Below are 26193 nucleotides of genomic sequence, written 5' to 3'. Positions count from 1 at the left end.
TTGGTTGGACTCGCTTCACCACTTCATTTCGCCCTTGGCGACCTTGGCACTCAGCTCCAGGGAGCTGTCATCGCCCAGGTCGGGGTAGCGTTTTTTCATTGCTGCAATCAGTTGCGCGGCGTCCTTGGCCTTGGCGGCCTCTTGGTCGAACGCTTGAATGTAGTCGCTAGTGAAGCGCACCGCCGCCAATGAACGGCTGCCCTGGCCCAAATAGTGGCCGGCAATCACCGTAGCCGGTTGCAGGCTTTCGATGCGTTGCAGGGTCGCCAGCCAATCGGCGCGGGACTGGGCGCTCTGGGTGTCGGCCATCCACACATGAATGTTCTCGGCCACCACCACCCCACCGACCACGGCTTTGATCGAGGGGATCCACACAAAACTGCGGTCCGGCTGCTGGCCGTCCAGGCCAATGACCTGCAACGACTGGCCTTCGAGCGTCAGGCTGTTGCCTTCAAGCACCTGGGGCACGATGGTTTTGTGCGGCACGTCGGCGCCCATCTGCGGCCCCCAGAAGGCCAGTTTGCCGGCCACGGTGGCCTTGATGTGGGCCACGGTCGGCGCAGAGGCCAGTACGTTGGCGTCGGGGAACGCGGCGACCAGGGTGTCCAGGCCGAAGTAGTAATCCGGGTCGCCGTGGCTGATGTAGATGGTGGTCAGGTGCTTGCCGCTGGCGCGGATCTTGTCGACCACGGCTTGGGCCTGGGCCTTGCCGAACTGGGCATCGACCAGGATGGCGTCCTTCTGGCCGCTGACCAGCACCGAACTGACCGGGAAGATCGCCGCCTCGCCGGGGTTGTACACGTCCAGCTTCAGGGCCGGTTCGCTGGCGGCGGCGTGGGCGGCAAAACCGAGGGCGGCGGTGGCCAGTAACAGGCGCTTGAGGGTGGAAAATCCGATCATGGCAGTGCTCCAGAAGGCGGTGGCCGGGAATGGCATCGGTGCAGCTTAGTGAGGTCATTGGCACTGAAAAATGCGATGCTCGAACATAGTTTGTTTCTGAAAGCGGGCAAATCATGGATCGTCTTCACGCAATGCGGGTGTTTGTCACGGTGGTGGACCTGGGCAGCCAGTCGGCCGCCGCTGAGCACCTAGACCTGTCGCGGCCGGTGGTGTCGCGGTATCTGGCGGAACTGGAAGATTGGGTCGGTGCGCGCCTGATGCACCGCACCACGCGCAAGTTGAGCCTGACCGCCGCCGGCAGTGAAATCCTGCCGCGCTGCCGGCAGATGCTGGAATTGAGCGCCGACATGCAAGCCGCCGTCAGCGAGCCGGATGACGCCCCGCGCGGCCTGCTGCGCCTGAGCGTAAGCACCTCGTTCGGCCAGGCGCAACTGGCCGACGCCATGGCCGAGTACGTCAAGCGCTACCCCGGGGTGAGCATCGACCTGCAAATGCTCGACCGTACGGTGAACCTCGTGGACGAGCGCATCGACCTGGCGATCCGCACCAGCAACGACCTGGACCCCAACCTCATCGCCCGGCGCCTGACGGTGTGCCGCTCGCTGGTGTGCGCCGCCCCGGCGTACCTGCGCGAACACCCGGCGCCCCGGCGGGTCGAGGACCTGAGCCAGCACAATTGCCTGACCCATTCCTACTTCGGCAAGAGCCTGTGGCACTTCGAGCAGGGCGGCGAACCGCTGTCGGTGCCGGTACAGGGCAACATCAGCGCCAACGAGGCCAGCACCCTGTTACGCGCCACCCTGGCCGGCGCCGGCATTGCGATGCTGCCCAGCTATCAGGCCGGCGTGCATGTGCACAGCGGCGAGTTGATCCGCCTGCTGCCGCAAGCCGAACCGCGGCAGATGAACATCTACGCGGTCTACGCCTCGCGCAAACACATGCCGGCGGCGCTGCGCAGCGTGCTGGATTTTCTGGTGCTGCGCTTTCCCCAGGAACCGATTTGGGACGTGGGCCTGTAGCAAGCGGGCTTGCCCGCTTGCTACAGAAACAACAGGCCCATCAGCGGCCTGAATACCCCGATAGCAATCTCATGGCATCTACCCACGGCTGGCCTATGCTCAAACCTGTACCCCCCGGGTATTCGTTCAGAGGTCGCTGCCATGAACATCAAAACAAGAAGATTCTTCGCCATTTTTGTCACCTGCACGTTCACCCTGGCGCTGTACGGCGCCGCGGCCTATCGCGTCGAGCAGGCACGCCAGGAGCCGCGCATTGCCGCCAGTTGCGGTGCCGAGCATTGCATCCCACACACCGCAACCCTCAATGCGCTGAGGTAGTCAGCCGCGCGGGCCGGCTTTGAGGCGGTCGCGAAAAGCCTTGGGCGAGATGCCCACGCGCCGGCGGAACAGGCGGGTGAAGTTGGTCGGGTCGGAAAAACCCAGGGCTTCGGACATTTCGTAGATCGTCATGCTGGTGTAGGTCAGTAGGCGCTTGGCTTCGAGCAACTGGCGCTCGTGCATGATCTGCAACGCCGGTTGCCCCGCCAGTTCGCGGCAAGTGCCATTGAGGTGCGACACCGAGATGCCCAGTTGATGGGCCAGGTCTTCGACTTTGACATGCTCGCGGTAGTGGGTTTCGACCAGTTGCAGGTAGCCGTTGAGGTACTCGCGCGCCCGTTGCGGGCGTTGTTCACCCTGGCGCCGCTGCTGCACCTGGCGCCCCAGCCACACCACGATCACGCTGAGCAGTGAATGCATGAGCATGTCCCGCGCCGGCTGATGGCCGACGTACTCACGCTGCAAGGCGCCAAACAACCCTTCGAGGTAATCGCCGTCGGCGCCCACCGGGTAGCTTTCGGCCACGGTCAGGGTGCCCAGGGCCTGGCCCAGTTGCGCCTGCAAATGGGCGAGCAAGGGCGCGGCCAGGGTCAGCACATAACCCTGGACCTCTTCGCTGAAACGAAAACCGTGCACGCTCTGCGGTGGCAGGATCTGGATCGCCGCCTCGTCCACCTGCCAGTGCTGGCCGTCGACCTCGATCTGCGCCTGGCCCTTGTGCACAAACAACAACTGGCACAGGTCGGCGTGGCGATGGGGTTTGATTTCCCATTGGTGCTCGCGGCTGCGGTGGGAGATGGTTTCACAGTGCAGCAGGTCCGGGGTCGGCCAGCCGAGGCTTTCGCCATAGAGCGTGAACACTGGGATGGAAGGTAGGGCAGGCTTGTTCATAACTGCATCCAGGCCTCTGGGAGTGGAGCGGTTTACATACCGCTGAGCGGGTTACCCATCATTGCTCCTGCATTTGAAGGGGAGCCATGGCCAAAATGCAAGCATTGGGCGCCAGTTCAGCCTTTTCTCAAGGCAACGTCTGACGGCCCCATGAACAAAGCCGCCCGTGGGGCGGCTTTGTCAGGTACAGCGCTTGGTGCGTGACCTCAAGGGCTGTAGTACCCCACCGCCACCAGGAAGTGCCCGACCTTTTTCAGGTAGGCGTGTTTGTTTTCCACCTTGGCGGTGACCGGGTTTTTCCAGCGGTATTGGTATTCGCCCTCATCCTGCCCCGCGATCAACGCCAGGATCGGCTCGCCCACGGGTTTGCCCTCGGGGTCTACGACCTTGCCAAAGTCGGTGTTGATAAGCCGCAGTTGGGTGCCGTGGGCCACGTAGCGGCGGGTGTCGAGGTCGACGACGAAAACATAGAGGTCATCTTCCAGGTAACCGCCCTTGAGGGTGTTGATGGCCGCCAGCGTGCCCTTTTCGTCCTTGGCCAGGTCGGCGGCGGCCTTGTCGAGCAGCGCCTTGGCCTGTTCGGCCGAAGCCCGTGGCAGGTAGTAGCCGACGGCAAGAATGCGCTGGCCGATGCGCTGGTAGTACACATGCTTGCGCTCGACCTTGCCGTCGGCCCAGTTGCGCCAGCGGTATTCGGCTTGCTGGATGCCATTGCCCTCGGGGATTTTCAGGGCGTCCTTGAAGGTTTTTTGCAGGTCTGGGCCGAGCACTTCGCTGACATCGCGGCCGATCAGCGCCGACGACGGCCCGCCGCTGGCGAGCATCGTGCCCTTGGTGTCGACCACAAATACGTAGCGGTCCTTGTCGACGAACTCACCCTGACGGCTGAAGGCGGCGAAGGCCTTGTCGCCGTTGTCGTGGTAGTAGGCCAGGGCCTTTTCCAGCAAGGCCCGCGCGGCTTGGCCATCATCGGCCGCGTGGGCCGGCGCCAGCGGCAACATCAGCAAACAGCCCAACCATGCCATTTTGTGCAGGTACTTCATTGCCCATTCCTCGCTCCTGTTGACGTGTGAACAGCGTAGACGGGTTGGCGGCTATGGGAGGGTATTCAGGTTTTGTAGGGTCGGGGCGGCATCGCCGCCCGGGTGGGCCAGAGGTCAGCGGCGGGCGCTGATCTGTTGTTGCAGGTTCTGGATCTGGCTTTGCAAGGTGTTGATGTTGCGGGTGACCTGGCCGCGAAAGGCGTCGAACTCCGCCGTACTGGCTCCACCTGCCGGGCTGGCCGGGCGGTTGTCCTGCTCGCTTTTGAGCACCAGCAGGTCTTGTTCAAGGCGTTCGATGGCCGCGCTCGGGTTGCCCTGTTTTTTCAGCGCGGCGATCTCACCACCCAGGCTCTTGAGCTGGGCATCGACCTTGCTGGTGTCCGGTTGGGCGCTCTTGAGGGCGGCCAGTTCGGTGCCCAGGGCCTTGACCTGCGCCTGCAACTGGCTGGTGGCGGTTTGCAATTCAGTGGCGTGGGTGTTGGCTTGGCTGCTGATCTGCGCCAGGCGTTTGTCCAGGTCGGTGGCCTGCCCCGCCACGCCTTGTTGTTGCTTGTTCTGTTCGAGCAACTGGTTGTTCTGCTCCAGCAACTTGCTTTCCAGTTGCTTGATTTGCAGTTTCAGCGCTTCGCTGCCGCTGTTGACGTTCGACTCACTGGCCACCACCTTGCCGGAGATCGCCTGCAAGCGCCCTGCCGCTTCTTCGCTGATGCGCGCAAAGCTTTCCTGGGTTGCCACCAGTTGCTGCTCCATCAGCGAGATTTGCTGGAAGCTCCACCAGGCCAGGCCGACAAAGGCGAAGAACAGCGCGCCGACCAACGCCCACAGCGGCCCGGTACTCGGCACCTTGACCTTGGCCGCCGGTACGGGCCGCGAGTGCACGCTGGTGCGTTCGCGGGCTGCGGGGTTGGGGGCGAAGTCGTCATCGAGGGGGTCGGCCCGCAGGCTCGGAACGTCATCGAAGTCGTCGTGTGCATCGTTACGCATGGGGCAACCTTTGTGAGCGGCCGGAATGAATGGCGCGAGTATAAACCCCTAAGCCGCCCCGTTGAGCGGGCGCGGCGGTTTTCAGGCAGGGTGCTGGGCTTGCCACCAGGCGCAAAACTCATCAAGGGCCGACCACAGGCTGGCGCTCGGCTCATAACCCAGGTAATGCCGGGCGCGGCTGATGTCCAGGGTGAAGTTCTTGTTCATCACCTGCATGCCCAGGCGCGACAGCGTCGGCTCGGGGCGCCCGGGCCAGAGTTTGCACAGCCCTTCGTTGAGCGCCGCAGCGCTGTAGGCCAGGCCGTAGGAACGGTAACGGGTGACCTGGGGCACCTGCATCTGGCGCATCACGTAGTTGACTACATCCCACAGCGGCACCGGCGCGCCGTTGCTGATGTTGTACGCCTTGCCCAGGGCCGAGCCGTTGGCCAGCAGGCTGGCGAGCAAGGCCTCGTTAAGGTTTTGCACGCTGGTGAAGTCCACCTTGTTCAAGCCGTTGCCGACAATCGCCAGGCGCCCCTTGCGCTGCATCTTGAGCAGGCGCGGGAAGATGCTCATGTCGCCGGCGCCGGTGACAAAGCGTGGGCGCAGGGCCAGCACTTCGAGGCCGAACTCCTGGGCGCCGAAGACTTTCTGCTCAGCCAGGTACTTGGTGGCCGCGTAGGGGTGGCTAAAGCGCTTGGGCACTTGCTCTTCGGTCAGGCCCAAGTGATCGCGGCCGTCGAAGTACATCGAGGGCGAAGACAGGTGCACCAGGCGCCGCACATTTTGTTTGAGGCACGCCTCGACGACGTTTTCGGTCAGCAGCACGTTGCCGTCGTGAAAGTCCTGATAACGCCCCCACAGCCCCACCGCACCGGCGCAATGCACCACCGCATCGACGTCGCGGCACAACTCGCGCACCCACAAGCCATCGCTCAAATCGCCCTGGACGAACTCGGCACCACGGCGCACCAAATGCTCGACCGCTTCGGCCCGACGCCCGTTGACCCGTACCTGTAGGCCCTGCTCCAGGGCAAAACGGGAAAAACGCCCGCCAATAAAGCCGCTTGCGCCGGTGACCAGAATTTTCATTCATATTCCTTAAAAAGCAGCTGCAAGCTTTGAGCTGTAAGCCTCAAGCCTCAAGCCTTGGCTTTAGCTTTGAGCTTGCAACTTGCAGCTACTACTGGGTTGTTGTTGACGCTGGCATGGGTGTTCAAGCCACCAGCCATTGTTTGGTTGAGCGTACGAGGTGTTCGGTGAGCAGGCCCAGCAGTTGGCCGCCATTGCGCCAATGATGCCAGTACAGCGGCACGTCGATGGGCTTATCTGGCAGCAGTTCCACCAGCACGCCCCGGGCCAGTTGTTCGCGCACCTGCAACTCGGGCACCAGGCCCCAGCCCAGGCCCGCTTCGGCGAGGCGGATAAAGCCTTCGGAGGACGGGCACAAATGGTGCTCGAAACCGCCCGTGACGCCCACTGACGCCAGAAAACGATGCTGGAGAAAGTCATCCGGGCCGAACACCAGCGCCGGGGTGCGGGCCAGTTGCTCGGCCTTCACCCCTTGGGGGAAGTGCCGGGCGACAAACGCCGGGCTGGCCAGGGCCCGGTAGCGCATTGCCCCCAGCAGCACGCTGCGCGCACCGGCCACCGGGCGCTCGCTGGCGCACACGCACGCGGCCACTTCGCCGGCGCGCATGCGTTTGAGGCCCACGGTTTGGTCTTCCACGATCAAGTCCAGCAACAGGTGCTGCTCGGCGCAGAAATCCCCCACCGCCTCGGCCCACCAGGTCGCCAGGCTGTCGGCGTTGAGGGCGATGCGCAGCCGTTCCGGCAAGCCTTCTTCATCCAGGGCCGGCACCAGGGTTTGCAGGTCGCGTTCGAGCAAACGCACCTGCTGCACGTGGTTGAGCAGGCGTCGGCCGATTTCCGTCGGCGCCGGCGGCGTGGCCCGTACCAACACCGGTTGGCCGATGCGCGCCTCCAGCAGTTTGATGCGCTGGGAAATGGCCGATTGGGACAAGCCCAGCACCTGCGCCGCGCGCTCAAACCCGGCCTGTTCGACCACGGCGGCGAGGGCCGATAGCAATTTGTAGTCGAACATCAGTTTTCCTAATGGGCGATCAGCAATATTGGTTTTTCTTATACAGGCCTGCACCGCAGAATGCGAGCCATCCGATGCTGCGCAATGCCCCAAGCCTGCTCGCCAAGGCGCGCGCGGCATATCGACCTCAATCTTCAAGGACACTTCCCATGGCCGGCGAAACCGCCCTCGACACGCTGCTGCGCAGCATGAGCCCACACCTGAACGACGGCGAGTACGTGTTCTGCACCATCCGCGATGGCCAACTGCCCCAGGGTTGCGAAGTGATCGGCAGTTTTCGCGAGCGCGAAGGCCTGACGGTGATTCTGGAGCGGCGCCAGGCCGTGCGCGCCGGGTTCAACTTCGACTATGTAGCTGCGTGGATCACCCTCAACGTGCACTCGGCCCTCGCCGCTGTCGGCCTGACCGCCGCGTTCGCCAGTGCGCTGGGCCGCGCCGGGATCAGTTGCAATGTGATCGCCGGGTACTTCCATGACCATCTGTTCGTCGGCCAGGCCGATGCCGAGCGCGCCATGACGGTGCTTGAGCAACTGGCGGCGGGCGCGGAGTAAACCTTATGTGGCAAAGCTATGTGAACGGATTGTTGGTCGCGCTAGGGCTCATCATGGCCATTGGTACGCAGAACGCTTTCGTCCTGGCGCAAAGCCTGCGCCGCGAACATCACCTGCCGGTGGCCGCGTTGTGCGTGGTGTGCGATGCGTTGCTGGTGGCCGCCGGGGTGTTCGGCCTGGCCACGGTGCTGGCACACAACCCCATACTGCTGGCGGTGGCACGCTGGGGCGGGGCGGCGTTCCTGTTGTGGTACGGCACCCTGGCGCTGCGCCGCGCCTGCTCGCGGCAAAGCCTGGGCCAGGGCGAAGGGCAGAAGGTGCGCTCGCTGCGCGCGGTGATGCTCAGTGCCCTGGCGGTGACCCTGCTCAACCCCCACGTCTACCTCGACACGGTGCTGCTGATCGGTTCCCTCGGCGCCCAGCAGACCGAACCCGGCGCCTATGTGGCGGGCGCCGCCAGTGCCTCGTTCCTGTGGTTTTCCGCCCTGGCCCTGGGCGCGGCATGGCTGGCCCCATGGCTGGCGCGCCCGGCCACCTGGCGCATCCTCGACCTGCTGGTGGCGGCGATGATGTTCGGCGTGGCGTACCAGCTGATAAGCGCCGCATGACTTATTCCCAAACGCTCTGGAACCTCTATCCCACACAGTTGTTGCGTGGTTATGCCGCCCCCCCGGTGCTATGATCCAGCCCCTGCGCCGCAAAGAGTACAAACTCCACGGCGCTTGTTTGGCCGCCCGTGATCGGCCTTGCGCTCACCGCAACAGACCTGATTAGGAGAATCAACATGGCTTTCGAATTGCCGCCGCTGCCCTACGCACACGATGCCCTGCAGCCGCACATTTCCAAGGAAACCCTGGAATTCCACCACGACAAGCACCACAACACCTACGTCGTGAACCTGAACAACCTGGTGCCAGGCACCGAGTTCGAAGGCAAGACCCTGGAAGAAATCGTCAAGACTTCCTCGGGCGGCATCTTCAACAACGCAGCCCAAGTGTGGAACCACACCTTCTACTGGAACTGCCTGGCGCCAAACGCCGGCGGTCAACCGACTGGCGCGCTGGCTGAAGCCATCAACGCTGCCTTCGGCTCGTTCGACAAGTTCAAGGAAGAGTTCACCAAGACTTCCGTCGGCACCTTCGGCTCCGGCTGGGGCTGGCTGGTGAAAAAGGCTGACGGTTCTCTGGCCCTGGCCAGCACCATCGGCGCCGGCAACCCGCTGACCAGCGGCGACACCCCGCTGCTGACCTGCGACGTCTGGGAACACGCCTACTACATCGACTACCGCAACGTGCGTCCAAAGTATGTGGAAGCGTTCTGGAACCTGGTCAACTGGAAGTTCGTGGCTGAGCAGTTCGAAGGCAAAACCTTCACCGCTTAAGCTCGCTTGCAGTACAAAAAACCCGGCATTGCCGGGTTTTTTGCATTTTGCGCCCCACTGAACCCAGGCCGGCCTACCAATTGCGCCTTGCCTGCGCGTCATGGCACGCTAACATCAACCCCCAGGGAAATCGGCAGGCGTGTCTCAAGTCGTGCCGGGCCACGACCGCCACAGTCATCAGCGTCCGACTGCACCCCGGGCACACGACGGACAAAACACCTCAGGCTTGAATGTCCCTTTGACTGCCACCACGGGATTGCCAATACTCATGGCATCTTGACGCTATCCGCACGGAACAAGGAATTACCCTTTGAAGCTGGAACTCAAAAACAGCTTGTCGGTGAAGCTGCTCCGGGTGGTGCTGTTGTCGGCGTTGACCGTCGGCGTGGTCCTGAGTTGCGCGCAAATCGTGTTCGATGCCTACAAAACCCGCCAGGCAGTCGCCAACGACGCCCAGCGTATCCTCGATATGTTCCGCGACCCTTCGACCCAGGCTGTCTATAGCCTGGACCGGGAAATGGGCATGCAGGTGATCGAAGGGCTGTTCCAAGACGACGCGGTGCGTATGGCCTCCATCGGCCATCCCAACGAAACCATGCTGGCGCAAAAAAGCCGCGAGTTGCAGCAGTCCCCCAGCCGCTGGCTGACCGACCTGATCCTGGGCCAGGAGCGCACCTTCACCACCCAACTGGTGGGCCGCGGGCCCTACAGCGAGTATTACGGCGACCTGAGCATCACCCTCGACACCGCCACCTATGGCCAGAGTTTCATCATCAGTTCGGTCATCATTTTTATCTCCGGCGTGTTGCGCGCCCTGGCCATGGGCCTGGTGCTGTACCTGGTCTACCACTGGCTGCTGACCAAGCCGCTGTCGCGCATCATCGAACACCTGACCACTATCAACCCCGACCGCCCCAGCGAGCACAAAATCCCGCAGCTCAAGGGCCATGAAAAGAACGAACTGGGGATGTGGATCAACACCGCCAACCAGTTGCTCGAATCCATCGAGCGCAACACCCATCTGCGCCACGAAGCGGAAAACAGCCTGCTGCGCATGGCCCAGTACGACTTCCTCACCGGCCTGCCCAACCGCCAGCAGTTGCAGCAGCAACTGGACAAGATCCTGGTTGACGCCGGGCGCCTGCAACGCCGCGTGGCGGTGATTTGCGTAGGCCTGGACGATTTCAAGAGCATCAACGAGCAGTTCAGCTACCAGGCCGGCGACCAATTGCTGCTGGCCCTGGCCGATCGCCTGCGGGCCCACAGCGGCCGCCTCGGCGCGCTCGCGCGCTTGGGTGGCGATCAGTTCGCCCTGGTCCAGGCCGATATCGAACAACCCTACGAGGCCGCCGAGCTGGCACAAAGCATTCTCGATGACCTGGAAGCGCCCTTCGCCCTCGACCACCAGGAAATCCGCCTGCGGGCCACCATCGGCATCACCCTGTTCCCCGAGGACGGCGACAGCACCGAGAAGCTGCTGCAAAAGGCCGAGCAGACCATGACCCTGGCCAAAACCCGCTCGCGCAACCGTTATCAGTTCTACATCGCCAGCGTCGATAGCGAAATGCGCCGGCGCCGCGAGCTGGAAAAAGACCTGCGCGAGGCCCTGGCCCGCGACCAGCTGTACCTGGTTTACCAGCCGCAGATCAGCTACCGCGACCACCGCGTGGTGGGGGTCGAGGCGCTGATCCGTTGGCAGCACCCGGAACACGGTTTGGTCCCGCCGGACCTGTTCATCCCCTTGGCCGAGCAGAACGGCAGCATCATCGCCATCGGCGAATGGGTGCTCGACCAGGCCTGCCGCCAACTGCGCGAATGGCACGACCAGGGGTTCGCCGACCTGCGCATGGCGGTCAACCTGTCCACGGTGCAACTGCACCACGCCGAGCTGCCGCGGGTGGTCAACAACCTGCTGCAGATATACCGCTTGCCGCCGCGCAGCCTGGAGCTGGAAGTCACCGAAACCGGCCTGATGGAAGACATCAGCACCGCCGCCCAGCACCTGCTGAGCCTGCGCCGCTCCGGGGCGTTGATCGCCATCGACGACTTCGGCACCGGCTACTCGTCCCTGAGCTACCTCAAGAGCCTGCCGCTGGACAAGATCAAGATCGACAAGAGCTTCGTCCAGGACCTGCTCGATGACGACGACGATGCCACCATCGTGCGGGCCATCATCCAACTGGGCAAAAGCCTGGGCATGCAGGTGATCGCCGAAGGCGTGGAAACCGCCGAGCAGGAGGCGTACATCATTTCCGAGGGCTGCCACGAGGGCCAGGGCTACCACTACAGCAAACCCCTGCCGGCCCGGGAACTGGTCGCCTACCTCAAGCAGGCGCAGCGCAGCAACGCAGCGATCCTGTAACCGCGCCCCACCCTGTGGGAGCGGGCCTGCCCGCGATGGGGCCAGTACATTCGCTACCTCTGCAGCGGCTGGCAGGCCGCCTTCGCGGGCAAAGCCCACTCCCACAGGGGAAAACTATTTGCAACAGTGGCCCTTTACACATAATGCGAAAGATTTGCATTATGTCGCAGTTTCGCGCGCGCACCGCGCCAGCCCCCTCTCTTAAAAGCAGGATGTTCGCCATGATTCGTATGCCTCTGGCTACCGCCAGTCTGTTGGCCATCGCTATTTCCCTCGCCGGTTGCGGCGAAGGCAAAGACAAGCCTGGCGCGCCGCAAGCCCCGACGCCCGCCGCCACCGCGCCCGCCGCCCCTGCTGCCGCTAGCGCCGGCACGGTTGACGAAGCCGCCGCCAAGGCCGTTGTCGCCCACTACGCCGACATCGTCTACGCCGTCTACAGCGACTCGGCGTCCACCGCCAAGACCCTGCAAACCGCCATCGACGCCTTCCTGGCCAAGCCCGACGCCGACACCCTGAGCGCCGCCAAGGCTGCCTGGGTTGCGGCCCGCGTACCGTACCTGCAAAGCGAAGTGTTCCGCTTCGGCAACACCATCATCGACGACTGGGAAGGCCAAGTTAACGCCTGGCCCCTGGACGAAGGCCTGATCGACTACGTCGACAAGAGCTACGAGCACGCCCTGGGCAACCCCGGCGCCACTGCCAACATCATCGCCAACACCGAGATTCAGGTCGGCGAAGACAAGATCGACGTCAAGGACATCACCGCCGAGAAACTGGCCAGCCTCAATGAGCTGGGCGGTTCCGAAGCCAACGTCGCCACCGGCTACCACGCCATCGAATTCCTGCTCTGGGGCCAGGACCTCAACGGCACCGGCCCGGGCGCCGGCAACCGCCCAGCCACTGACTACCTCGAAGGCGCCGGCGCCACCGGTGGCCACAACGAGCGCCGCCGCGCCTACCTCAAAGCCGTGACCCAACTGCTGGTCAGCGACCTGGAAGAAATGGTCGGCAACTGGAAGCCCAACGTGGCCGACAACTACCGCGCCACCCTGCAAGCCGAACCGGTGGGCACCGGCCTGCGCAAGATGCTGTTCGGCATGGGCAGCCTGTCGCTGGGTGAACTGGCGGGCGAACGCATGAAGGTGTCCCTGGAAGCCAACTCGCCGGAAGACGAACACGACTGCTTCAGCGACAACACCCACAACTCGCAGTTCTTCGACGCCAAGGGCATCCGCAACGTCTACCTGGGCGAGTACACCCGCACCGACGGCACCAAAATGAGCGGCGCCAGCCTCTCGTCCCTGGTGGCCAAGGCCGACCCGGCCGCCGACAGCGCCCTCAAGGCCGACCTAGAAGCGACCGAAGCGAAGATGCAAGTGATCGTCGACCACGCCAACAAGGGTGAGCACTACGACCAACTGATCGGCGCCGGCAACACTGCGGGCAACCAGATCGTGCGCGACGCCATCGCCGCCCTGGTCAAGCAGACCGGTTCGATCGAACAGGCCGCCGGCAAACTGGGCATCACCGACCTGAACCCAGACAACGCCGATCACGAATTCTGATCGCGCCTGCACCACTGAGGGGCTAACCCCCCTCAGTCAACACCCACCGCTGTGGGAGCGGGCCTGCCCGCGATAGTGGTTTCACAGCCAGCGCCTATTGGGCGCTGGCACACCGCCATCGCGAACCGCCCCGCGCCCACATGAATGCCCCCACGTGCAGAACCCTGCTGTGGGTCAAGCAAACGATAATTCCTCTTATTCAAATCCCCCCGCCCTGTTAGACTTTGCGCCTTCTTTTTGGCTCGTCCCCCAGGAAACCCGATGCCTTCGCTGCCGCTTCGCTTGTCCACTCTGCTGTTGGCCCTGGGCTTGAGTGCCTGCGATGACGCCCCGCGCTTTACCCAGGCCGAACCTGGCGAGGCCCGCTCCGGCGGCGCGACCACGGTGAACAAGCGCGACCAGAACGCCTTCTCCCTGCCGTCAGCCAACCTGTCGCCCACCCGGCGCCTGGACTTCAGTGTGGGCAACAGTTTTTTCCGCAACCCCTGGGTGATCGCCCCGTCCACCACCACCGCCCGCGATGGCCTGGGGCCGCTGTTCAACACCAACGCCTGCCAGAACTGCCACATCAAGGACGGCCGCGGCCACCCGCCCACGCCAAGCGCGAGCAACGCGGTGTCGATGCTGGTGCGCCTGTCGATCCCCAACGATCCGGCCTACGCCAAGGTCATCGAGCAACTGGGCGTAGTGCCCGAGCCGGTGTACGGCGGCCAGTTCCAGGACATGGCGATACCCGGTGTCACCCCCGAAGGCAAGGTGCGGGTGGATTACGAACCGCTGAGCGTGCGCTTCAAGGACGGCACCGAAGTGCAGTTGCGCAAGCCCCGGCTCAACTTCAGCCAACTGGGCTACGGGCCGATGCACCCGGACACGCGGTTCTCCGCGCGCATCGCCCCGCCGATGATCGGCCTGGGCCTGCTCGAAGCCATCCCCGAGGCCGATATTCTGGCCAACGCCCAGGCCCAGGCTCGCGACGCCAAGGGCATCGCCGGGCGGCCTAACTACGTGTGGGACGACGCCCTGGAAAAAACCGTGCTCGGGCGATTTGGCTGGAAGGCCGGGCAGCCGAACCTCAATCAACAAAACGTTCACGCGTTTTCGGGTGATATGGGCCTGACCACCTCCCTGAGAACCGTCGATGACTGCACCGATACCCAAGTGGCCTGCAAACAGGCGCCCAATGGCAATGGCCCCGACGACGAGCCGGAGGTCAGCGACAACATCCTGCGCCTGGTGCTGTTCTACGCCCGCAACCTCGCGGTGCCGGCGCGCCGCGACGTCGAGGCGCCGCAGGTGCTGGCCGGCAAGAACCTGTTCTACCAGGCCGGTTGCCAGTCTTGCCACACACCGCAGTACACCACTGCAGCCAACGCGGCCGAACCCGAATTGGCCAACCAGGTGATCCGCCCTTACAGCGACCTGCTGTTGCACGACATGGGCGAAGGCCTGGCCGACAACCGCACAGAATTCACCGCCGGTGGCCGCGACTGGCGCACGCCGCCGTTGTGGGGCATCGGCTTGACCGAGGCCGTCAGCGGCCACACCCAGTTTTTGCATGACGGCCGCGCCCGCAACCTGCTCGAAGCCGTGCTTTGGCATGGCGGTGAGGCCCAGGCTGCACAACAACAGGTTTTGACTTTTAATGCCGAGCAGCGCGCCGCGTTGCTGGCCTTCCTGAATTCTCTTTAAACGCCTTGCCCACCCAAAGGGAGCCCGACATGTTCCGTCCCAAGTTGTTGTTCACCAGCCTTGCCGCCCTCGCCCTCGGCGCGTGCTCGCCCCAAGACCCGCAAGCAGTGACCTCGGCGGCCATCGCCAAACAGGTGATCCTGCCGACCTACAGCCGCTGGGTCGACGCCGACCGGCAACTGGCTACCAGTGCCCTGGCCTACTGCCAAGGTAACGCAAGCCTGGACACCGCCCGCGCCGATTTCCTCCACGCGCAAAAAGCCTGGGCCCAGTTGCAACCGCTGCTGATCGGCCCACTGGCCGAGGGCAACCGCGCCTGGCAGGTGCAGTTCTGGCCAGACAAAAAGAACCTGGTGGGCCGCCAGGTCGAGCAACTGGTCAGCGCCCAGCCGCAGATCGATGCCGCGGCCCTGAGCAAATCCAGCGTGGTGGTGCAAGGCCTGTCGGCCTACGAGTACATCCTGTTCGACGCCAAGGTTGACCTCGCCGACGCCGCGCAAAAAGAGCGCTACTGCCCGCTGCTGATGGCCATTGGCGAGCGCCAGAAGCAACTGGCCGAAGAGATCCTCGCCGGTTGGAACACCACTGACGGCATGCTCGCGCAGATGAGCAAGTTCCCCAACCAGCGCTACGCCGACTCCCACGAAGCCATCGCCGACCTGCTGCGCGTCCAGGTCACCGCCCTGGACACCCTGAAGAAAAAACTCGGCACGCCCATGGGCCGCCAGACCAAGGGCATCCCGCAGCCGTTCCAGGCCGATGCGTGGCGCAGCCAGTCGTCGCTGCAAGGCTTGGAAGCCAGCCTCAGCGCCGCCCAGACCGTGTGGGCCGGGGTGGACAACAAAGGCCTGCGCGGCCTGTTGCCGGCCGAGCAGAAGGCCTTGGCCGACAAGATCGACGCCGCCTACGCCGCCTCCCTGACATTGTTCGCCAGCAGCCAGCGTTCGCTGACCGAAATGCTCGGCGACGATGCCGGCCGCCAGCAGCTCAACGACCTCTACGACAGCCTCAACGTGGTCCATCGCCTGCACGAAGGCGAACTGGCCAAAGCGCTGGGCATTCAACTGGGCTTCAACGCCAACGACGGTGACTGATGAGGGTAAGTGCCATGTTGCGACGTCAGGCTTTAGCCTTGGGCAGCGCGCTGCTCGGCGCGGTGACCCTGGGTGGCTGGACTCTGTTCAAGCGCCAGGGCCGCAGCCCGCTGCTGCTCTCGGCGCGCGATGACGGCGACGGCGCGCACTACGCCGTCGGCTATCGGCTGGACGGCACCCGGGTGTTCGCCACCCGCGTCGCCCAGCGCTGCCACGACATCATCAACCACCCCACGCTGCCCATCGCGCTGTTCGTGGCGCGGCGCCCCGGCACCGAAAGCTACCTGATCGACCTGCGCGACGGCACCCTGCTGCAAACCCTCGCCTCGCAGCCGAACCGGCACTTTTATGGCCACGCGGTCATCCACAAGGACGGCCAGTGGCTCTACGCCACGGAAAACGACACCACCGCCCCCGGGCGCGGCCTGCTCGGCGTATACCGCTTCGAGGGTGAACGTCTGGTGCACAGCGGCGAAATTTCCACCCACGGCATCGGCCCGCACCAGGTGTCGTGGCTGCCCGACGGCGAAACCCTGGTGGTGGCCAACGGCGGCATCCGCACCGAGGCCGAGAGCCGAGTCGAGATGAACCTCGACGCCATGGAACCCAGCCTGGTGCTGATGCAGCGCGACGGCACCCTGTTGAGCAAGGAAACCCTCGCCCAGCCGATGAACAGCGTGCGCCACCTGGGTATCGCCAGCGACGGCACCATCGTCGCCGGGCAGCAGTTCATGGGGCCGTCCCACGAGCGCTCCGAGTTGCTGGCGATCAAGCGCCCCGGCCAGGCATTCGTGCCCTTCCCGGTGGCCGATGAACAGTTGCAGGCCATGGGGCACTACACCGCCAGCGTCGCCGTGCACAGCGAGCTGCGCCTGGTGGCCCTGACGGCGCCACGGGGCAACCGCTTCTTTATCTGGGATCTGGACACCGCCCAGGTACGCCTCGACGCGCCCCTGCCCGACTGTGCCGGCGTGGGTGCGGTGGCCGATGGCTTTGTCGTCACCTCGGGCCAGGGCCGCTGCCGCTTCTACGACTGCCGCCAGCCCAACCTGGTGGCCCAGCCCCTGGAACTGCCCGCCGGGTTGTGGGACAACCACTTGCACCTGATGGCCTGAAACGCTACGGCCACTGCCCCTACCTGTAGGAGCAGAGCTGGCTCGCGATGACGGTCACAAGATCGCCATCGCCGGCAAACCGCGTACCCACGGATGCACGGCGGGCGATGGCCGGAACACATCTGGTCATCTCCCCGGCAACGGGAGTAATCTGCCACGCTGATTGTCAGACAATTTCGCCAAACGCCCTCCAAGGAACCGGAATATGCTGCGCCGCCGCATGCTTATCATGTTGGGCCTTGTCCTGCTGATCGTCCTGTTGCTGGCGGGCTACAAGGCGTTCTCGATTTATCAGCAGATCCAGGCGTTTTCCGCGCCGCCGCCGCCCATCAGCGTGGCGGTGGCCACGGCCCGCGAACAGCCGTGGCAGGGTCGTTTGCCGACGGTGGGCAGCCTCAAGGCCCTGCAAGGGGTGAACCTGAGCCTGGAGATCGCCGGCACCGTCCAAGAGGTGCAGTTCAAGTCCGGGCAGAAGGTCAAGGCCGGCCAACCCATCGTACAACTGGACAGCGCCGTGGAAGCCGCCCTGCTGGAAACCGCCGAGGCCGACCTGGGCCTGGCCAAACTTGACTACGGCCGCGGCAGCCAACTGGTGGGCAGCCAGGCGATTTCCAAGGGCGAGTTCGACCGCCTCTCGGCGCAGTTGCAAAAGCACAAGGCCACGGTCAACCAACTCAAGGCGTCCCTGGCCAAGAAGCGCATCCTCGCGCCGTTCAGCGGCACCATCGGCATTCGCCAGGTGGACGTGGGCGACTACCTGGCCAGCGGCACGGTGATCGCTACCCTGCAAGACCTGAGCAGCCTCTATGTCGACTTCTACGTGCCCGAGCAATGGGTGCCGAAACTGACCGTGGGCCAATCGGTGCAGCTTAAAGTCTCGGCCTACCCGCAACAGGACTTCACTGCCCAGGTCAGCGCCATCAACCCCAAGGTCGAGGACAGCACGCGCAATGTGTTGGTACGCGCCACCCTGGCCAACCCGGACGGCCAGTTGCTGCCCGGCATGTTCGCCAGCCTCCAGGTGCTGCTTCCCGACCCACAGCCCGCCATCGTCGTGCCGGAAAGCGCGATCACCTACACCCTGTACGGCAACTCGCTGTTTGTGGTGGCGCAAAAAAAGAACGCCGATGGCCAGGTGGAAAAAGACGCCAACGGCCAACCGGTATTGATCGCCGAGCGGCGTTTCATTGAGACCGGCGAGCGCCGTGATGGCCTGGTGCTCATCAGCAAGGGCCTCAAAAGCGGTGAACAAGTGGTCAGCGCCGGGCAGATCAAGCTCGACAACAACGCCACCCTTGCCATCAGTGCCGACAAGACCTTGCCTGACGAACAGAGCAGCCAGCCGCGCGCCGACTGATTCAAGGAACCCCCATGGCCTTTACCGACCCGTTCATCCGCCGCCCGGTGCTCGCCACCGTGGTCAGCCTGCTGATTGTGCTGCTGGGGTTCCAGGCCTTCAGCAAGTTGCCGCTGCGCCAGTACCCGCAAATGGAAAACGCCCTTATCACGGTGACCACCGCCTACCCCGGGGCCAACGCCGAAACCATCCAGGGCTACATCACCCAGCCGATGCAGCAAAGCCTGGCCAGCGCCGAAGGCATTGACTACATGACCTCGGTCAGCCGCCAGAACTTCTCGGTGATTTCCATCTACGCGCGCATCGGCGCCAACAGCGATCGCCTGTTCACCGAGCTGCTGGCCAAGGCCAACGAAGTCAAGAACAAGCTGCCCCAGGACGCCGAAGACCCGGTGCTGAGCAAAGAGGCCGCCGACGCCTCGGCGCTGATGTACATCAGCTATTTCAGCCAGGAACTGAGCAACCCGCAGATCACCGACTACCTGTCGCGGGTCATCCAGCCCAAGCTCGCCACCCTGCCGGGCATGGCCGAGGCCGAAATCCTCGGCAACCAGGTGTTTGCCATGCGCCTGTGGCTGGACCCGGTCAAGCTCGCCGGTTTCGGCCTGAGCGCCGCCGACGTGACCAACGCCGTGCGCCAATACAACTTCCTTTCCGCCGCGGGCGAGGTGAAGGGCGAGTACACGGTGACCAGCATCAACGCCAACACCGAACTCAAGTCCGCCGAAGCCTTTGCCGCGATCCCGGTGAAGATCGACGGCGACAGCCGCGTGCTGCTGCGCGACGTGGCGCGGGTAGAAATGGGTGCCGAAAACTACGACTCCATCAGCTCCTTCGGCGGCACGCCGTCGGTGTACATCGGCATCAAGGCCACGCCTGGCGCCAACCCGTTGGACGTCATCAAGGAAGTGCGCAAGATCATGCCCGAGCTGGAAGCCCAGCTACCGCCCAACCTCAAGTCGGAAATAGCCTACGACGCGACGCTGTTTATCCAGGCCTCCATCGACGAGGTGGTCAAGACCCTGTTCGAGGCGGTGCTGATTGTCATTGTCGTGGTGTTCCTGTTTCTCGGCGCCCTGCGTTCGGTGGTGATCCCGGTGATTACCATCCCGCTGTCGATGATCGGCGTGATGTTCTTCATGCAGTTGATGGGCTACTCGATCAACCTGCTGACGCTGCTGGCCATGGTGCTGGCCATCGGCCTGGTGGTGGACGACGCCATCGTGGTCGTGGAGAACATCCACCGCCATATCGAAGAGGGCAAGACGCCGCAGGACGCCGCCCTCGAAGGTGCCCGGGAAATCGCCATGCCGGTGGTATCGATGACCATCACCCTGGCGGCGGTGTACGCCCCCATCGGTTTCCTCGAAGGCCTGACCGGTGCGTTGTTCAAGGAGTTCGCCCTGACCCTGGCCGGGGCGGTGGTGATTTCCGGCATCGTCGCCCTGACCCTCTCGCCGATGATGTGCGCCCTGCTCCTGCGCCACGATGAGAACCCGTCTGGGCTGGCCCATCGCCTGGACCTGATCTTCGACGGCCTCAAGCGCCGCTACCAAAGCCTGCTCCACGGCACCCTGAACACCCGGCCGGTGGTGCTGGTGTTCGCCGTGGTGGTGCTGTGCCTGATCCCGGTGCTGCTCAAGTTCACCAAGACGGAACTGGCGCCAGACGAAGACCAGGGCATCATTTTCATGATGGCCAACGCGCCACAGCCCACTAACCTCGACTACCTCAACACCTACACCGACGAATTCATCGCGATCTTCAAAGCGTTCCCCGAGTACTACTCCTCGTTCCAGATCAACGGCTACAACGGCGTGCAATCGGGCATCGGCGGTTTCCTGCTCAAGCCCTGGAACGAACGGGACCGCACGCAAATGCAGATCCTGCCCGAGGTGCAGGGCAAACTCGCCGCCATCACGGGGCTGCAGATCTTCGGCTTTAACCTGCCGTCCCTGCCCGGCACCGGCGAAGGCCTGCCGTTCGAGTTCATCATCAACTCGGCCAACGACTACGCCTCCCTGCTGCAAATCGCCGACCGGGTGAAAAAACGTGCGCTGGAGTCGGGCAAGTTCGCCTTCATGGACATCGACCTGGCCTTCGACAAACCGGAAGTGGTGGTGGATATCGACCGCGCCAAGGCGGCGCAGATGGGCGTGTCCATGCAGGACCTGGGCGGCACCCTGGCGACCCTGCTGGGCGAAGCCGAAATCAACCGGTTCACCATCGAGGGCCGCAGCTACAAGGTGATCGCCCAGGTCGAGCGGGCCTACCGCGACAACCCCGATTGGCTGAACACCTACTACGTGAAGAACGCCCAGGGCCAGTTACTGCCGCTGTCCACCCTGATTAGCGTCAGCGACCGCGCCCGCCCTCGGCAGTTGAACCAGTTCCAGCAATTGAACGCGGCGAAGATTTCCGGTTTCCCCCTGGTGAGCATGGGCGAGGCCATCGACACCGTGCGCCAGATCGCCCAGGAAGAAGCCGGCCCCGGCTACGCCTTCGACTACGGCGGCGCTTCGCGGCAATTCGTCCAGGAAGGCAGCGCCCTGTGGGTGACCTTCGCCCTGGCCCTGGCGATCATTTTTCTGGTGCTGGCGGCGCAGTTCGAGAGCTTTCGCGACCCGTTGGTGATTCTGGTGACGGTGCCGCTGTCGATCTGCGGTGCGTTGATTCCGCTGTTTCTCGGCTGGTCGAGCCTGAACATCTACACCCAGGTCGGCCTGGTGACGTTGATTGGGCTGATTAGCAAGCACGGCATCCTGATCGTCGAGTTCGCCAACCAGCTACGCCGCGACAAAGGCCTGAGCGCCCGCGAGGCGGTGGAAGAAGCCGCGGCCATTCGCCTGCGCCCGGTGCTGATGACCACAGCGGCCATGGTGTTCGGCATGGTGCCTCTGATTCTGGCCAGCGGCGCGGGGGCGGTCAGCCGCTTCGATATCGGCACCGTGATCGCCACCGGCATGTCCATCGGCACCCTGTTCACCCTGTTCGTGCTGCCGTGCGTCTACACCCTGCTGGCCGCGCCGGACAAGGCAAAGGCCTGAACCGGCAGGCATAAAAAGACCTCGCATCGGCGAGGTCTTTTTTCAGTGCCTAACAGCTCAACTCTGCGGTCGCATGCCCTGGGCCATGCCGAACATGAACAGCAGCAGGTCGTGGTCGGGCTCGTTGGCCATTGAGGCCTTGGCCACCCGCGGCTGGGTGCACAGGGCATCGCCATTGGCCGCGCTGAGCACCTGCATCCGCGGCTGTTCCCACGCCGCCACCGCCCAGGTTGCAACTGCCAAGGCTCCTGCCAGGAACAAACCTCGTGCAATTTCTAACTTCATTAGGTTAAACCCTTGATAGCGCTGCCAAACGCCGCCTCGTAAAAGTAGCTGAGCTTCTGCCAGTCCGCCCCGCTCCACGACGAATGGCGGCGTAACTGCTGCATGTCGTGCCGCGCGGCACGGGTGCGGTTCAGGCGCTGGCGGGCTTTTTCCAGGTCCAGCAGGGCCACGTCCACCTGCTCGTCCACCACCCGCACAAAAATATGCTTGGCGTACAGGCAGCCATGCTGCCAGCGGCCGTTGTGCATGCGCGCCAGGTTCCCGGCCAGTTGCTTGAGCAGGCGTTCGTGCACTTCCTCGCCGTGCCGCTCGCGCTCGCCGGCGGCGTACCACTGCTCGATATCCACGTAACCTTCCAGCGCTGCCGTGACCAGCAAACCTTGCCACTGATGGTGCTGATCCTGCTGCGCGCCGCAGAACACAAGCTCCGGCACGCCTACATCCAACATCCGCAAACCATTAAGGGCGTCGCGTTCGCGCATCACGGTGGGCCGGCCAAAGGGGTACAGCCAACTGCGGTACAAGTGGCCGACCTGACGCTTGGCGTAGAGCAAGCGGCCGTGGGCGCTGACAATGCGCTGCACGCCACTTTGCCCGCCACGGCGCTCATTAGGCTCTTCGACCCACTCCCCGCGCTGATTCCAGAAATGCTCGAACCGGTCCACATCCTGGTGGCCCACCGGCGACGCATAGTCAACGGCCATCTGCTACTCCTTGCGTAGTACGTAAACCCGCCACATGGCATATAACGGTATGAAATCCAGGTGTTCCTGAATGCGGAAGCCAGCCTGGCGGAACTCATCTTCAACAGTAACAACAGGTAACACAAATCTATTTTGGTAACCGCCCTGCCCACCTTTTTCCTGGCGCTTTTGCTCCAGACGCTTGCGTTTCCAGGCCTTGAAGTTGCCATCGACCCACAGCGAGACGATCACACTGTCGCGGCTGACGCGCTGGAACTCGCGCAATAGAGCGATGCGGTGAGCGGCGTCACCGATGTGGTGCAGCAAGCGCATGCAGAAAATGCTATCGACGGCGTTATCAGGTAAGTCGATGTCGAACGCAGACGTGTGCAAGGGTTGTACCCGTTTCACCACATCGGCCGGTTGCGAGCCCATGGCGACATCGAGCATAGCGGGCGAATTATCGGCGCCGATAATCACGCGGTTGGTTTTTTCCGCCAGCAACGGCCAGAAACGCCCGGCGCCGCAGGGCAAGTCGAGCACCAAGCCGGGCTCCCCGGCCAGGGCCAGGGCCTTGCGGGCCAGTTGCTCATCACGCAGGTGGGAAAGTTTGCGGGCCAAGCCGTCCTGATGCTTTTGCAGGTACTCCTGGGCGTGCTTGGGGGTGTACTTGTTGGAAAATTCCAGTTTGATCGGGGTAGCCATCGTCGGGGTCTCCAGAGTCGATGGCGTCACCTTAGGCGTCGGAATGTTGGTGTCAGGTCATCCCTTTGTGAAAACTTCGTCCGGTCCACGAGGGTTGTATTTCAAGATTTTACGCACACCCTCTCAGCCTCGATCACTCACTCCAGAACCGGCGCCAACTCCACCCGGAACCGGCAACCGTTGGGCTCCATGGTACTGAGGCTGACGGTCCAGCCCTGGTTCTCGCAGATCCGCTGCACCAGCGACAGGCCCAGGCCCAAACCATCGCCGCGCTTGTCGTGGCCGCGCACGAAGGGCTCGAACATGGCTTCGCGTTTTTCTTCAGGAATGCCCACGCCGCTGTCCTCGACCACGAAACCGCTGGCTTCCAGGGTCAGGCGAATAAAGCCATGGTCGGTGTAGTGCAAAGCATTGCGCAGCAGGTTGCCCATCACTGCATGCAGCAACGTGGCGTGGTAACGCGTACTCAGCGGGTGGCCGCCGTCGTAGATGAGCCGCAGCCCCTTGGCTTCGATCGGCTCGCGCCAGAGGGCGATCAGGCCTTCGGCCACTTGGCCCAGGGTCAGCCTCGGCGACATGCTGGCGTCTTCATGCTGGGCACGGGCGAGCATCAGGAAGGTTTGCACCAGCTCGCGCATTTCTTCACAGGCCCGGGCGATGCGCTCGACCTGGGCGCGCCCGCGCGGGTCGAGGCCGGGGTTTTCCAGGAGCAGTTCACAGGAGCTGGCGAGCACCATCAGCGGTGTTCGCAGTTCGTGGCTGACGTCGCTGGTGAACAGGCGCTCGCGGTCCAGCGCCTGGCGCAAGCGGCCCAGGGTGGCGTCAAAAGCCACCGCCAGTTCACCGACTTCATCGGCCGCATAGTCCGGCGCCAGCGGCGGTGCCAGGCCCAGCAATTGGTCGCGATGGCGCACCTGGCGGGCCAGGCGCACCACCGGCGCCATCACTTTGCGCGCCAGCACCCAACCCAGGAACACCGCCAGCGCCAGGCTCAGGACAAAGCCCACCAGCACCACGGCGAACAGCACCCGCTCGCGTTCCTCGAAATCGCTTTGGTCTTGCAGCAGGACATAGCGGCGCCCGTCCACCACTTCGGCAATGGCGTGGTAGGACAACTGCTCGCGGAATATTTCGTGGAAGCCCGGAGTCAAGTGCCGCAGGTCCTTGGGCAGCGCGAAGTCCCCGCGCCCGCCGCTGAAGTAGAACAACTGGTCCGGTTCCGGACGATGGCGCCAGTCTTCCATGTTGTCCATCAGCAACAGGCGTTGCAGGTCACCGCCCAGGCCGGCAGAGATGAGTTTTTCTTCGACCAGGTGCACCGTCGCCACGATGCCCATGGCAAACGCCCCCGCCACCAACGCGCTCATCAACGCAAAGGCGATGATGATCCGTTGGGCAAGGCTCTGCCTAAACTCCATCGCGACCTTCGGCCAAGCGGTAGCCCACGCCGTGAACGGTTTGCAGCAAGGGTTTAGCGAACGGTTTGTCGATCACCTGGCGCAATTGGTGAACGTGGCTGCGCAAGCTGTCGCTGTCGGGGCAATCGTCGCCCCACAGGGCTTCCTCGAGGATTTCGCGGCGCAGCACGTGGGGGCTTTTCTGCATTAGCACCGCCAGCAGTTTCAGGCCGACGGGGTTGAGCTTGAGCAAGCGCCCTTCGCGGGTCACTTCCAGGGTGTCGAGGTCGTAGTTCAGGTCGCCCACCTGCAAGGCCCGGCGGCCGCCGCCCTGGGCCCGGCGCATGACGGCCTCGACCCGCGCCGCCAGTTCCGACAGGGCAAAGGGTTTGACCAGGTAGTCGTCCGCCCCGGACTTGAAACCCTGGAGGCGGTCGTCCAATTGATCGCGAGCGGTGAGCATGATGACCGGTGTGTCACGGCGCGCGTCTTCGCGCAGGCGTTTGCACAGGGTGTAGCCGTCGATACCGGGCAGCATGATGTCGAGCACGATCAGGTCATAGTGTTCAGTGGCGGCCAAGTGCAGGCCCGAGAGGCCGTCCTGGGCGCAATCGACGGTGTAGCCCTTAAGGCCCAGATAGTCGGCCAGGTTGGCCAGAATATCGCGGTTATCTTCAACCAATAGAATTCGCATGGGCACTCTCCGCGTCCAGGGTAACGGCCGTTTGGCTCGCGCAGCTTAAAGCCAAGTGCCAGCCGCGGCTAGGGCTTGCGCGAAACGCTGGGCTTGACGAGTTTTTCACCCCCCGTTCACACCCTGGCGACGGCCCGCGGCGCAGAGTCTGCGCGCAATCAATCTCCACTCGCCAAGGACTCCCATGCCCGCCAGCCTTGCCCGCCCCGTTTCACGCCCCCTGAACCTCTGGGTTTGCCTGGGCGTTCCCGCCGTTGTGGCACTGGCCCTGGTCCTGCTGGAGTTGACCTCCCTGGACATGGCACTGGCGTCGTACTTCTACGATTCGGCCAGTGGCGAATTCATCGGCAAGCACAGCTACTTCCTCGAAAACATCCTCCATGACCGCGCCAAGCAATTGGTCATCGCCTTTTCGGTGTTTGCCATCCTGGGCCTGATCGCCTCGTTTTTTGTCGCCCGGCTCAAGCCATTCAAACGGGAATTGGGTTGCCTGGTGCTATCGCTGGCCCTGGCCACATCCTTCGTCACGCCGATAAAAGCCGTGACCGCCGTGCAATGCCCCTGGAGCCTGAAAGAGTTTGGCGGCAAGGAAACCTACAGCGAGCTACTTAGCCCACGCCCGGCCACCGACAAACCCGGGCGCTGCTGGCCTGGCGGCCATGCGGCAACCGGCTTCACCCTGTTTGCGCTGTTTTTTGTTTTGCGCGACCGCCGCCCACGTGTGGCCCGTTATGCACTGGCCTTTGCTTTCACCCTGGGCACGGTGTTTTCTGTGGGACGCATGATGCAAGGCGCGCACTTCTTCTCCCACAACCTGTGGACGGCGATTTTCTGTTGGCTGATTTGCCTGGGGTCGTATTACTACGTTCTGTATCGGCCGGCCTCGGCGGTTGAAGGAGCGAGTGCGTCGACCAACACTAAGGGTCTACCTGTTGAGGGCTAGAACAGGTTTGCTGCCACGAGGTTGCACACGATTGTGCAGGCCATAAAAAACCCCGCCGGCTTGAGGCCGGCGGGGTTTTGTCGT

At 63.6% G+C, this 26193-nt stretch carries 24 protein-coding genes; 13 read left to right on the top strand and 11 right to left on the bottom strand.

Translation table 11 applies throughout. The features are described 5' to 3' along the window. Positions 1–15: 15 nt before the first annotated feature. Positions 16–900 carry an MBL fold metallo-hydrolase gene (locus tag CKW13_RS02225; protein WP_095106533.1) on the bottom strand — a complete coding sequence of 295 codons (885 nt, stop codon included), beginning with the start codon at positions 898–900 and terminating at the stop codon, positions 16–18. A gap of 113 nt (positions 901–1013) precedes the next feature. Between CKW13_RS02225 and CKW13_RS02220 the strand changes: the two genes are divergently transcribed. Both CKW13_RS02220 and CKW13_RS24380 read left to right on the top strand, forming a co-directional pair. Next, complete coding sequence (locus tag CKW13_RS02220) at positions 1014–1919, top strand: LysR family transcriptional regulator (protein ID WP_095106530.1); 906 nt, start codon at positions 1014–1016, stop codon at positions 1917–1919. Positions 1920–2060: 141 nt separating this feature from the next. Then, the gene (locus tag CKW13_RS24380; RefSeq protein ID WP_176465026.1) at positions 2061–2237 is read left to right on the top strand and encodes a hypothetical protein; all 177 of its coding nucleotides are present in this window, start codon (positions 2061–2063) and stop codon (positions 2235–2237) included. Here CKW13_RS24380 and CKW13_RS02215 read toward each other — a convergent pair whose 3' ends face one another. The 5 genes from CKW13_RS02215 to CKW13_RS02195 form a co-directional block, all read right to left on the bottom strand. After that, the gene (locus tag CKW13_RS02215) at positions 2238–3128 is read right to left on the bottom strand and encodes a helix-turn-helix domain-containing protein (RefSeq protein ID WP_095106528.1); all 891 of its coding nucleotides are present in this window, start codon (positions 3126–3128) and stop codon (positions 2238–2240) included. A 206-nt stretch (positions 3129–3334) separates the two neighbouring features. After that, on the bottom strand, positions 3335–4171 hold the full coding sequence (locus CKW13_RS02210) for a cache domain-containing protein (protein WP_095106526.1): 837 nt from the start codon (positions 4169–4171) through the stop codon (positions 3335–3337). Between the two features lie 114 nt (positions 4172–4285). Further along, positions 4286–5155 (bottom strand): ATPase, encoded by an 870-nt coding sequence (locus CKW13_RS02205; protein WP_095106524.1) that lies wholly within the window; start codon positions 5153–5155, stop codon positions 4286–4288. An 81-nt stretch (positions 5156–5236) separates the two neighbouring features. Then, the gene (locus CKW13_RS02200; protein WP_095106522.1) at positions 5237–6229 is read right to left on the bottom strand and encodes an NAD(P)-dependent oxidoreductase; all 993 of its coding nucleotides are present in this window, start codon (positions 6227–6229) and stop codon (positions 5237–5239) included. Positions 6230–6353: 124 nt separating this feature from the next. Then, on the bottom strand, positions 6354–7241 hold the full coding sequence (locus CKW13_RS02195; RefSeq protein ID WP_095106520.1) for a LysR family transcriptional regulator ArgP: 888 nt from the start codon (positions 7239–7241) through the stop codon (positions 6354–6356). Between the two features lie 149 nt (positions 7242–7390). On the opposite strand from CKW13_RS02195, the gene CKW13_RS02190 reads away from it, so the two are divergent. The 10 genes from CKW13_RS02190 (at position 7391) to CKW13_RS02145 (ending at position 21402) form a co-directional block, all read left to right on the top strand. Continuing rightward, positions 7391–7792, top strand: a complete 402-nt coding sequence (locus tag CKW13_RS02190; RefSeq protein ID WP_095106518.1) for an ACT domain-containing protein — start codon at positions 7391–7393, stop codon at positions 7790–7792. Between the two features lie 5 nt (positions 7793–7797). After that, complete coding sequence (locus CKW13_RS02185; protein WP_095106516.1) at positions 7798–8400, top strand: LysE/ArgO family amino acid transporter; 603 nt, start codon at positions 7798–7800, stop codon at positions 8398–8400. 176 nt (positions 8401–8576) lie between these two features. Next, on the top strand, positions 8577–9173 hold the full coding sequence (locus CKW13_RS02180) for a superoxide dismutase (RefSeq protein ID WP_010452821.1): 597 nt from the start codon (positions 8577–8579) through the stop codon (positions 9171–9173). 310 nt (positions 9174–9483) lie between these two features. Further along, complete coding sequence (locus tag CKW13_RS02175) at positions 9484–11535, top strand: bifunctional diguanylate cyclase/phosphodiesterase (protein ID WP_095106514.1); 2052 nt, start codon at positions 9484–9486, stop codon at positions 11533–11535. 221 nt (positions 11536–11756) lie between these two features. Continuing rightward, positions 11757–13100 carry an imelysin family protein gene (locus tag CKW13_RS02170; RefSeq protein ID WP_095106512.1) on the top strand — a complete coding sequence of 448 codons (1344 nt, stop codon included), beginning with the start codon at positions 11757–11759 and terminating at the stop codon, positions 13098–13100. Positions 13101–13361: 261 nt separating this feature from the next. Next, entirely contained in the window at positions 13362–14789 is a 1428-nt protein-coding gene (locus CKW13_RS02165; protein ID WP_095106510.1) for a di-heme oxidoredictase family protein, read from the top strand. Positions 14790–14818: 29 nt separating this feature from the next. Further along, positions 14819–15883, top strand: coding sequence for an imelysin family protein (locus CKW13_RS02160; protein ID WP_095106508.1), 1065 nt, complete (start codon positions 14819–14821; stop codon positions 15881–15883). A gap of 14 nt (positions 15884–15897) precedes the next feature. Next, entirely contained in the window at positions 15898–16998 is a 1101-nt protein-coding gene (locus tag CKW13_RS02155; protein WP_095106506.1) for a DUF1513 domain-containing protein, read from the top strand. 205 nt (positions 16999–17203) lie between these two features. Then, positions 17204–18355 carry an efflux RND transporter periplasmic adaptor subunit gene (locus CKW13_RS02150; RefSeq protein WP_095106504.1) on the top strand — a complete coding sequence of 384 codons (1152 nt, stop codon included), beginning with the start codon at positions 17204–17206 and terminating at the stop codon, positions 18353–18355. Positions 18356–18369: 14 nt separating this feature from the next. Next, a complete protein-coding gene (locus CKW13_RS02145) occupies positions 18370–21402 on the top strand; it encodes a multidrug efflux RND transporter permease subunit (protein WP_095106502.1) in 3033 nt (1010 codons plus the stop codon). 57 nt (positions 21403–21459) lie between these two features. On the opposite strand, the gene CKW13_RS02140 is transcribed toward CKW13_RS02145, so the two are convergent. The 5 genes from CKW13_RS02140 to colR all read right to left on the bottom strand — a co-directional run bounded on the left by CKW13_RS02140 (position 21460) and on the right by colR (position 25166). Beyond that, a complete protein-coding gene (locus CKW13_RS02140; RefSeq protein WP_095106500.1) occupies positions 21460–21687 on the bottom strand; it encodes a hypothetical protein in 228 nt (75 codons plus the stop codon). After that, positions 21687–22391: a lipopolysaccharide kinase InaA family protein gene (locus CKW13_RS02135; protein WP_095106498.1), complete on the bottom strand. Its 705-nt coding sequence runs from the start codon at positions 22389–22391 to the stop codon at positions 21687–21689. The genes CKW13_RS02140 and CKW13_RS02135 overlap by 1 nt, the downstream gene beginning before the upstream one ends. Before the next feature lie 3 nt (positions 22392–22394). After that, entirely contained in the window at positions 22395–23075 is a 681-nt protein-coding gene (locus CKW13_RS02130) for a class I SAM-dependent methyltransferase (protein ID WP_095106496.1), read from the bottom strand. A 137-nt stretch (positions 23076–23212) separates the two neighbouring features. Continuing rightward, positions 23213–24493 (bottom strand): HAMP domain-containing sensor histidine kinase, encoded by a 1281-nt coding sequence (locus tag CKW13_RS02125; RefSeq protein WP_095106494.1) that lies wholly within the window; start codon positions 24491–24493, stop codon positions 23213–23215. Then, entirely contained in the window at positions 24483–25166 is a 684-nt protein-coding gene (colR, locus tag CKW13_RS02120) for a two-component system response regulator ColR (RefSeq protein ID WP_095106492.1), read from the bottom strand. The genes CKW13_RS02125 and colR overlap by 11 nt, the downstream gene beginning before the upstream one ends. 184 nt (positions 25167–25350) lie before the next feature. On the opposite strand from colR, the gene CKW13_RS02115 reads away from it, so the two are divergent. Beyond that, positions 25351–26109, top strand: a complete 759-nt coding sequence (locus tag CKW13_RS02115; RefSeq protein WP_095106488.1) for a phosphatase PAP2 family protein — start codon at positions 25351–25353, stop codon at positions 26107–26109. Positions 26110–26193: the final 84 nt, after the last annotated feature.

Source organism: Pseudomonas sp. Irchel 3E20 (genome assembly GCF_900187645.1).
In the GTDB taxonomy this organism is placed as follows: Bacteria; Pseudomonadota; Gammaproteobacteria; order Pseudomonadales; family Pseudomonadaceae; genus Aquipseudomonas.
The sequence above is the reverse complement of the archived record's forward strand: the minus strand, read 5'-3'. Positions and strand labels throughout refer to the sequence as shown.

What these genes read in the sequence shown, in the direction of transcription:
- CKW13_RS02135 (WP_095106498.1), bottom strand. Translation starts at nt 22,391, where the DNA reads ATGGCCGTTGACTATGCGTCGCCGGTGGGCCACCAGGATGTGGACCGG.
- CKW13_RS02165 (WP_095106510.1), top strand. Translation starts at nt 13,362, where the DNA reads ATGCCTTCGCTGCCGCTTCGCTTGTCCACTCTGCTGTTGGCCCTGGGC.
- CKW13_RS02190 (WP_095106518.1), top strand. Translation starts at nt 7,391, where the DNA reads ATGGCCGGCGAAACCGCCCTCGACACGCTGCTGCGCAGCATGAGCCCA.
- CKW13_RS02160 (WP_095106508.1), top strand. Translation starts at nt 14,819, where the DNA reads ATGTTCCGTCCCAAGTTGTTGTTCACCAGCCTTGCCGCCCTCGCCCTC.
- CKW13_RS02115 (WP_095106488.1), top strand. Translation starts at nt 25,351, where the DNA reads ATGCCCGCCAGCCTTGCCCGCCCCGTTTCACGCCCCCTGAACCTCTGG.
- CKW13_RS02185 (WP_095106516.1), top strand. Translation starts at nt 7,798, where the DNA reads ATGTGGCAAAGCTATGTGAACGGATTGTTGGTCGCGCTAGGGCTCATC.
- CKW13_RS02225 (WP_095106533.1), bottom strand. Translation starts at nt 900, where the DNA reads ATGATCGGATTTTCCACCCTCAAGCGCCTGTTACTGGCCACCGCCGCC.
- CKW13_RS02210 (WP_095106526.1), bottom strand. Translation starts at nt 4,171, where the DNA reads ATGAAGTACCTGCACAAAATGGCATGGTTGGGCTGTTTGCTGATGTTG.
- CKW13_RS02215 (WP_095106528.1), bottom strand. Translation starts at nt 3,128, where the DNA reads ATGAACAAGCCTGCCCTACCTTCCATCCCAGTGTTCACGCTCTATGGC.
- CKW13_RS02125 (WP_095106494.1), bottom strand. Translation starts at nt 24,493, where the DNA reads ATGGAGTTTAGGCAGAGCCTTGCCCAACGGATCATCATCGCCTTTGCG.
- CKW13_RS02140 (WP_095106500.1), bottom strand. Translation starts at nt 21,687, where the DNA reads ATGAAGTTAGAAATTGCACGAGGTTTGTTCCTGGCAGGAGCCTTGGCA.
- CKW13_RS24380 (WP_176465026.1), top strand. Translation starts at nt 2,061, where the DNA reads ATGAACATCAAAACAAGAAGATTCTTCGCCATTTTTGTCACCTGCACG.
- CKW13_RS02195 (WP_095106520.1), bottom strand. Translation starts at nt 7,241, where the DNA reads ATGTTCGACTACAAATTGCTATCGGCCCTCGCCGCCGTGGTCGAACAG.
- CKW13_RS02220 (WP_095106530.1), top strand. Translation starts at nt 1,014, where the DNA reads ATGGATCGTCTTCACGCAATGCGGGTGTTTGTCACGGTGGTGGACCTG.
- CKW13_RS02200 (WP_095106522.1), bottom strand. Translation starts at nt 6,229, where the DNA reads ATGAAAATTCTGGTCACCGGCGCAAGCGGCTTTATTGGCGGGCGTTTT.
- CKW13_RS02145 (WP_095106502.1), top strand. Translation starts at nt 18,370, where the DNA reads ATGGCCTTTACCGACCCGTTCATCCGCCGCCCGGTGCTCGCCACCGTG.
- CKW13_RS02170 (WP_095106512.1), top strand. Translation starts at nt 11,757, where the DNA reads ATGATTCGTATGCCTCTGGCTACCGCCAGTCTGTTGGCCATCGCTATT.
- CKW13_RS02205 (WP_095106524.1), bottom strand. Translation starts at nt 5,155, where the DNA reads ATGCGTAACGATGCACACGACGACTTCGATGACGTTCCGAGCCTGCGG.
- CKW13_RS02155 (WP_095106506.1), top strand. Translation starts at nt 15,898, where the DNA reads ATGTTGCGACGTCAGGCTTTAGCCTTGGGCAGCGCGCTGCTCGGCGCG.
- CKW13_RS02150 (WP_095106504.1), top strand. Translation starts at nt 17,204, where the DNA reads ATGCTGCGCCGCCGCATGCTTATCATGTTGGGCCTTGTCCTGCTGATC.
- CKW13_RS02130 (WP_095106496.1), bottom strand. Translation starts at nt 23,075, where the DNA reads ATGGCTACCCCGATCAAACTGGAATTTTCCAACAAGTACACCCCCAAG.
- colR (WP_095106492.1), bottom strand. Translation starts at nt 25,166, where the DNA reads ATGCGAATTCTATTGGTTGAAGATAACCGCGATATTCTGGCCAACCTG.
- CKW13_RS02180 (WP_010452821.1), top strand. Translation starts at nt 8,577, where the DNA reads ATGGCTTTCGAATTGCCGCCGCTGCCCTACGCACACGATGCCCTGCAG.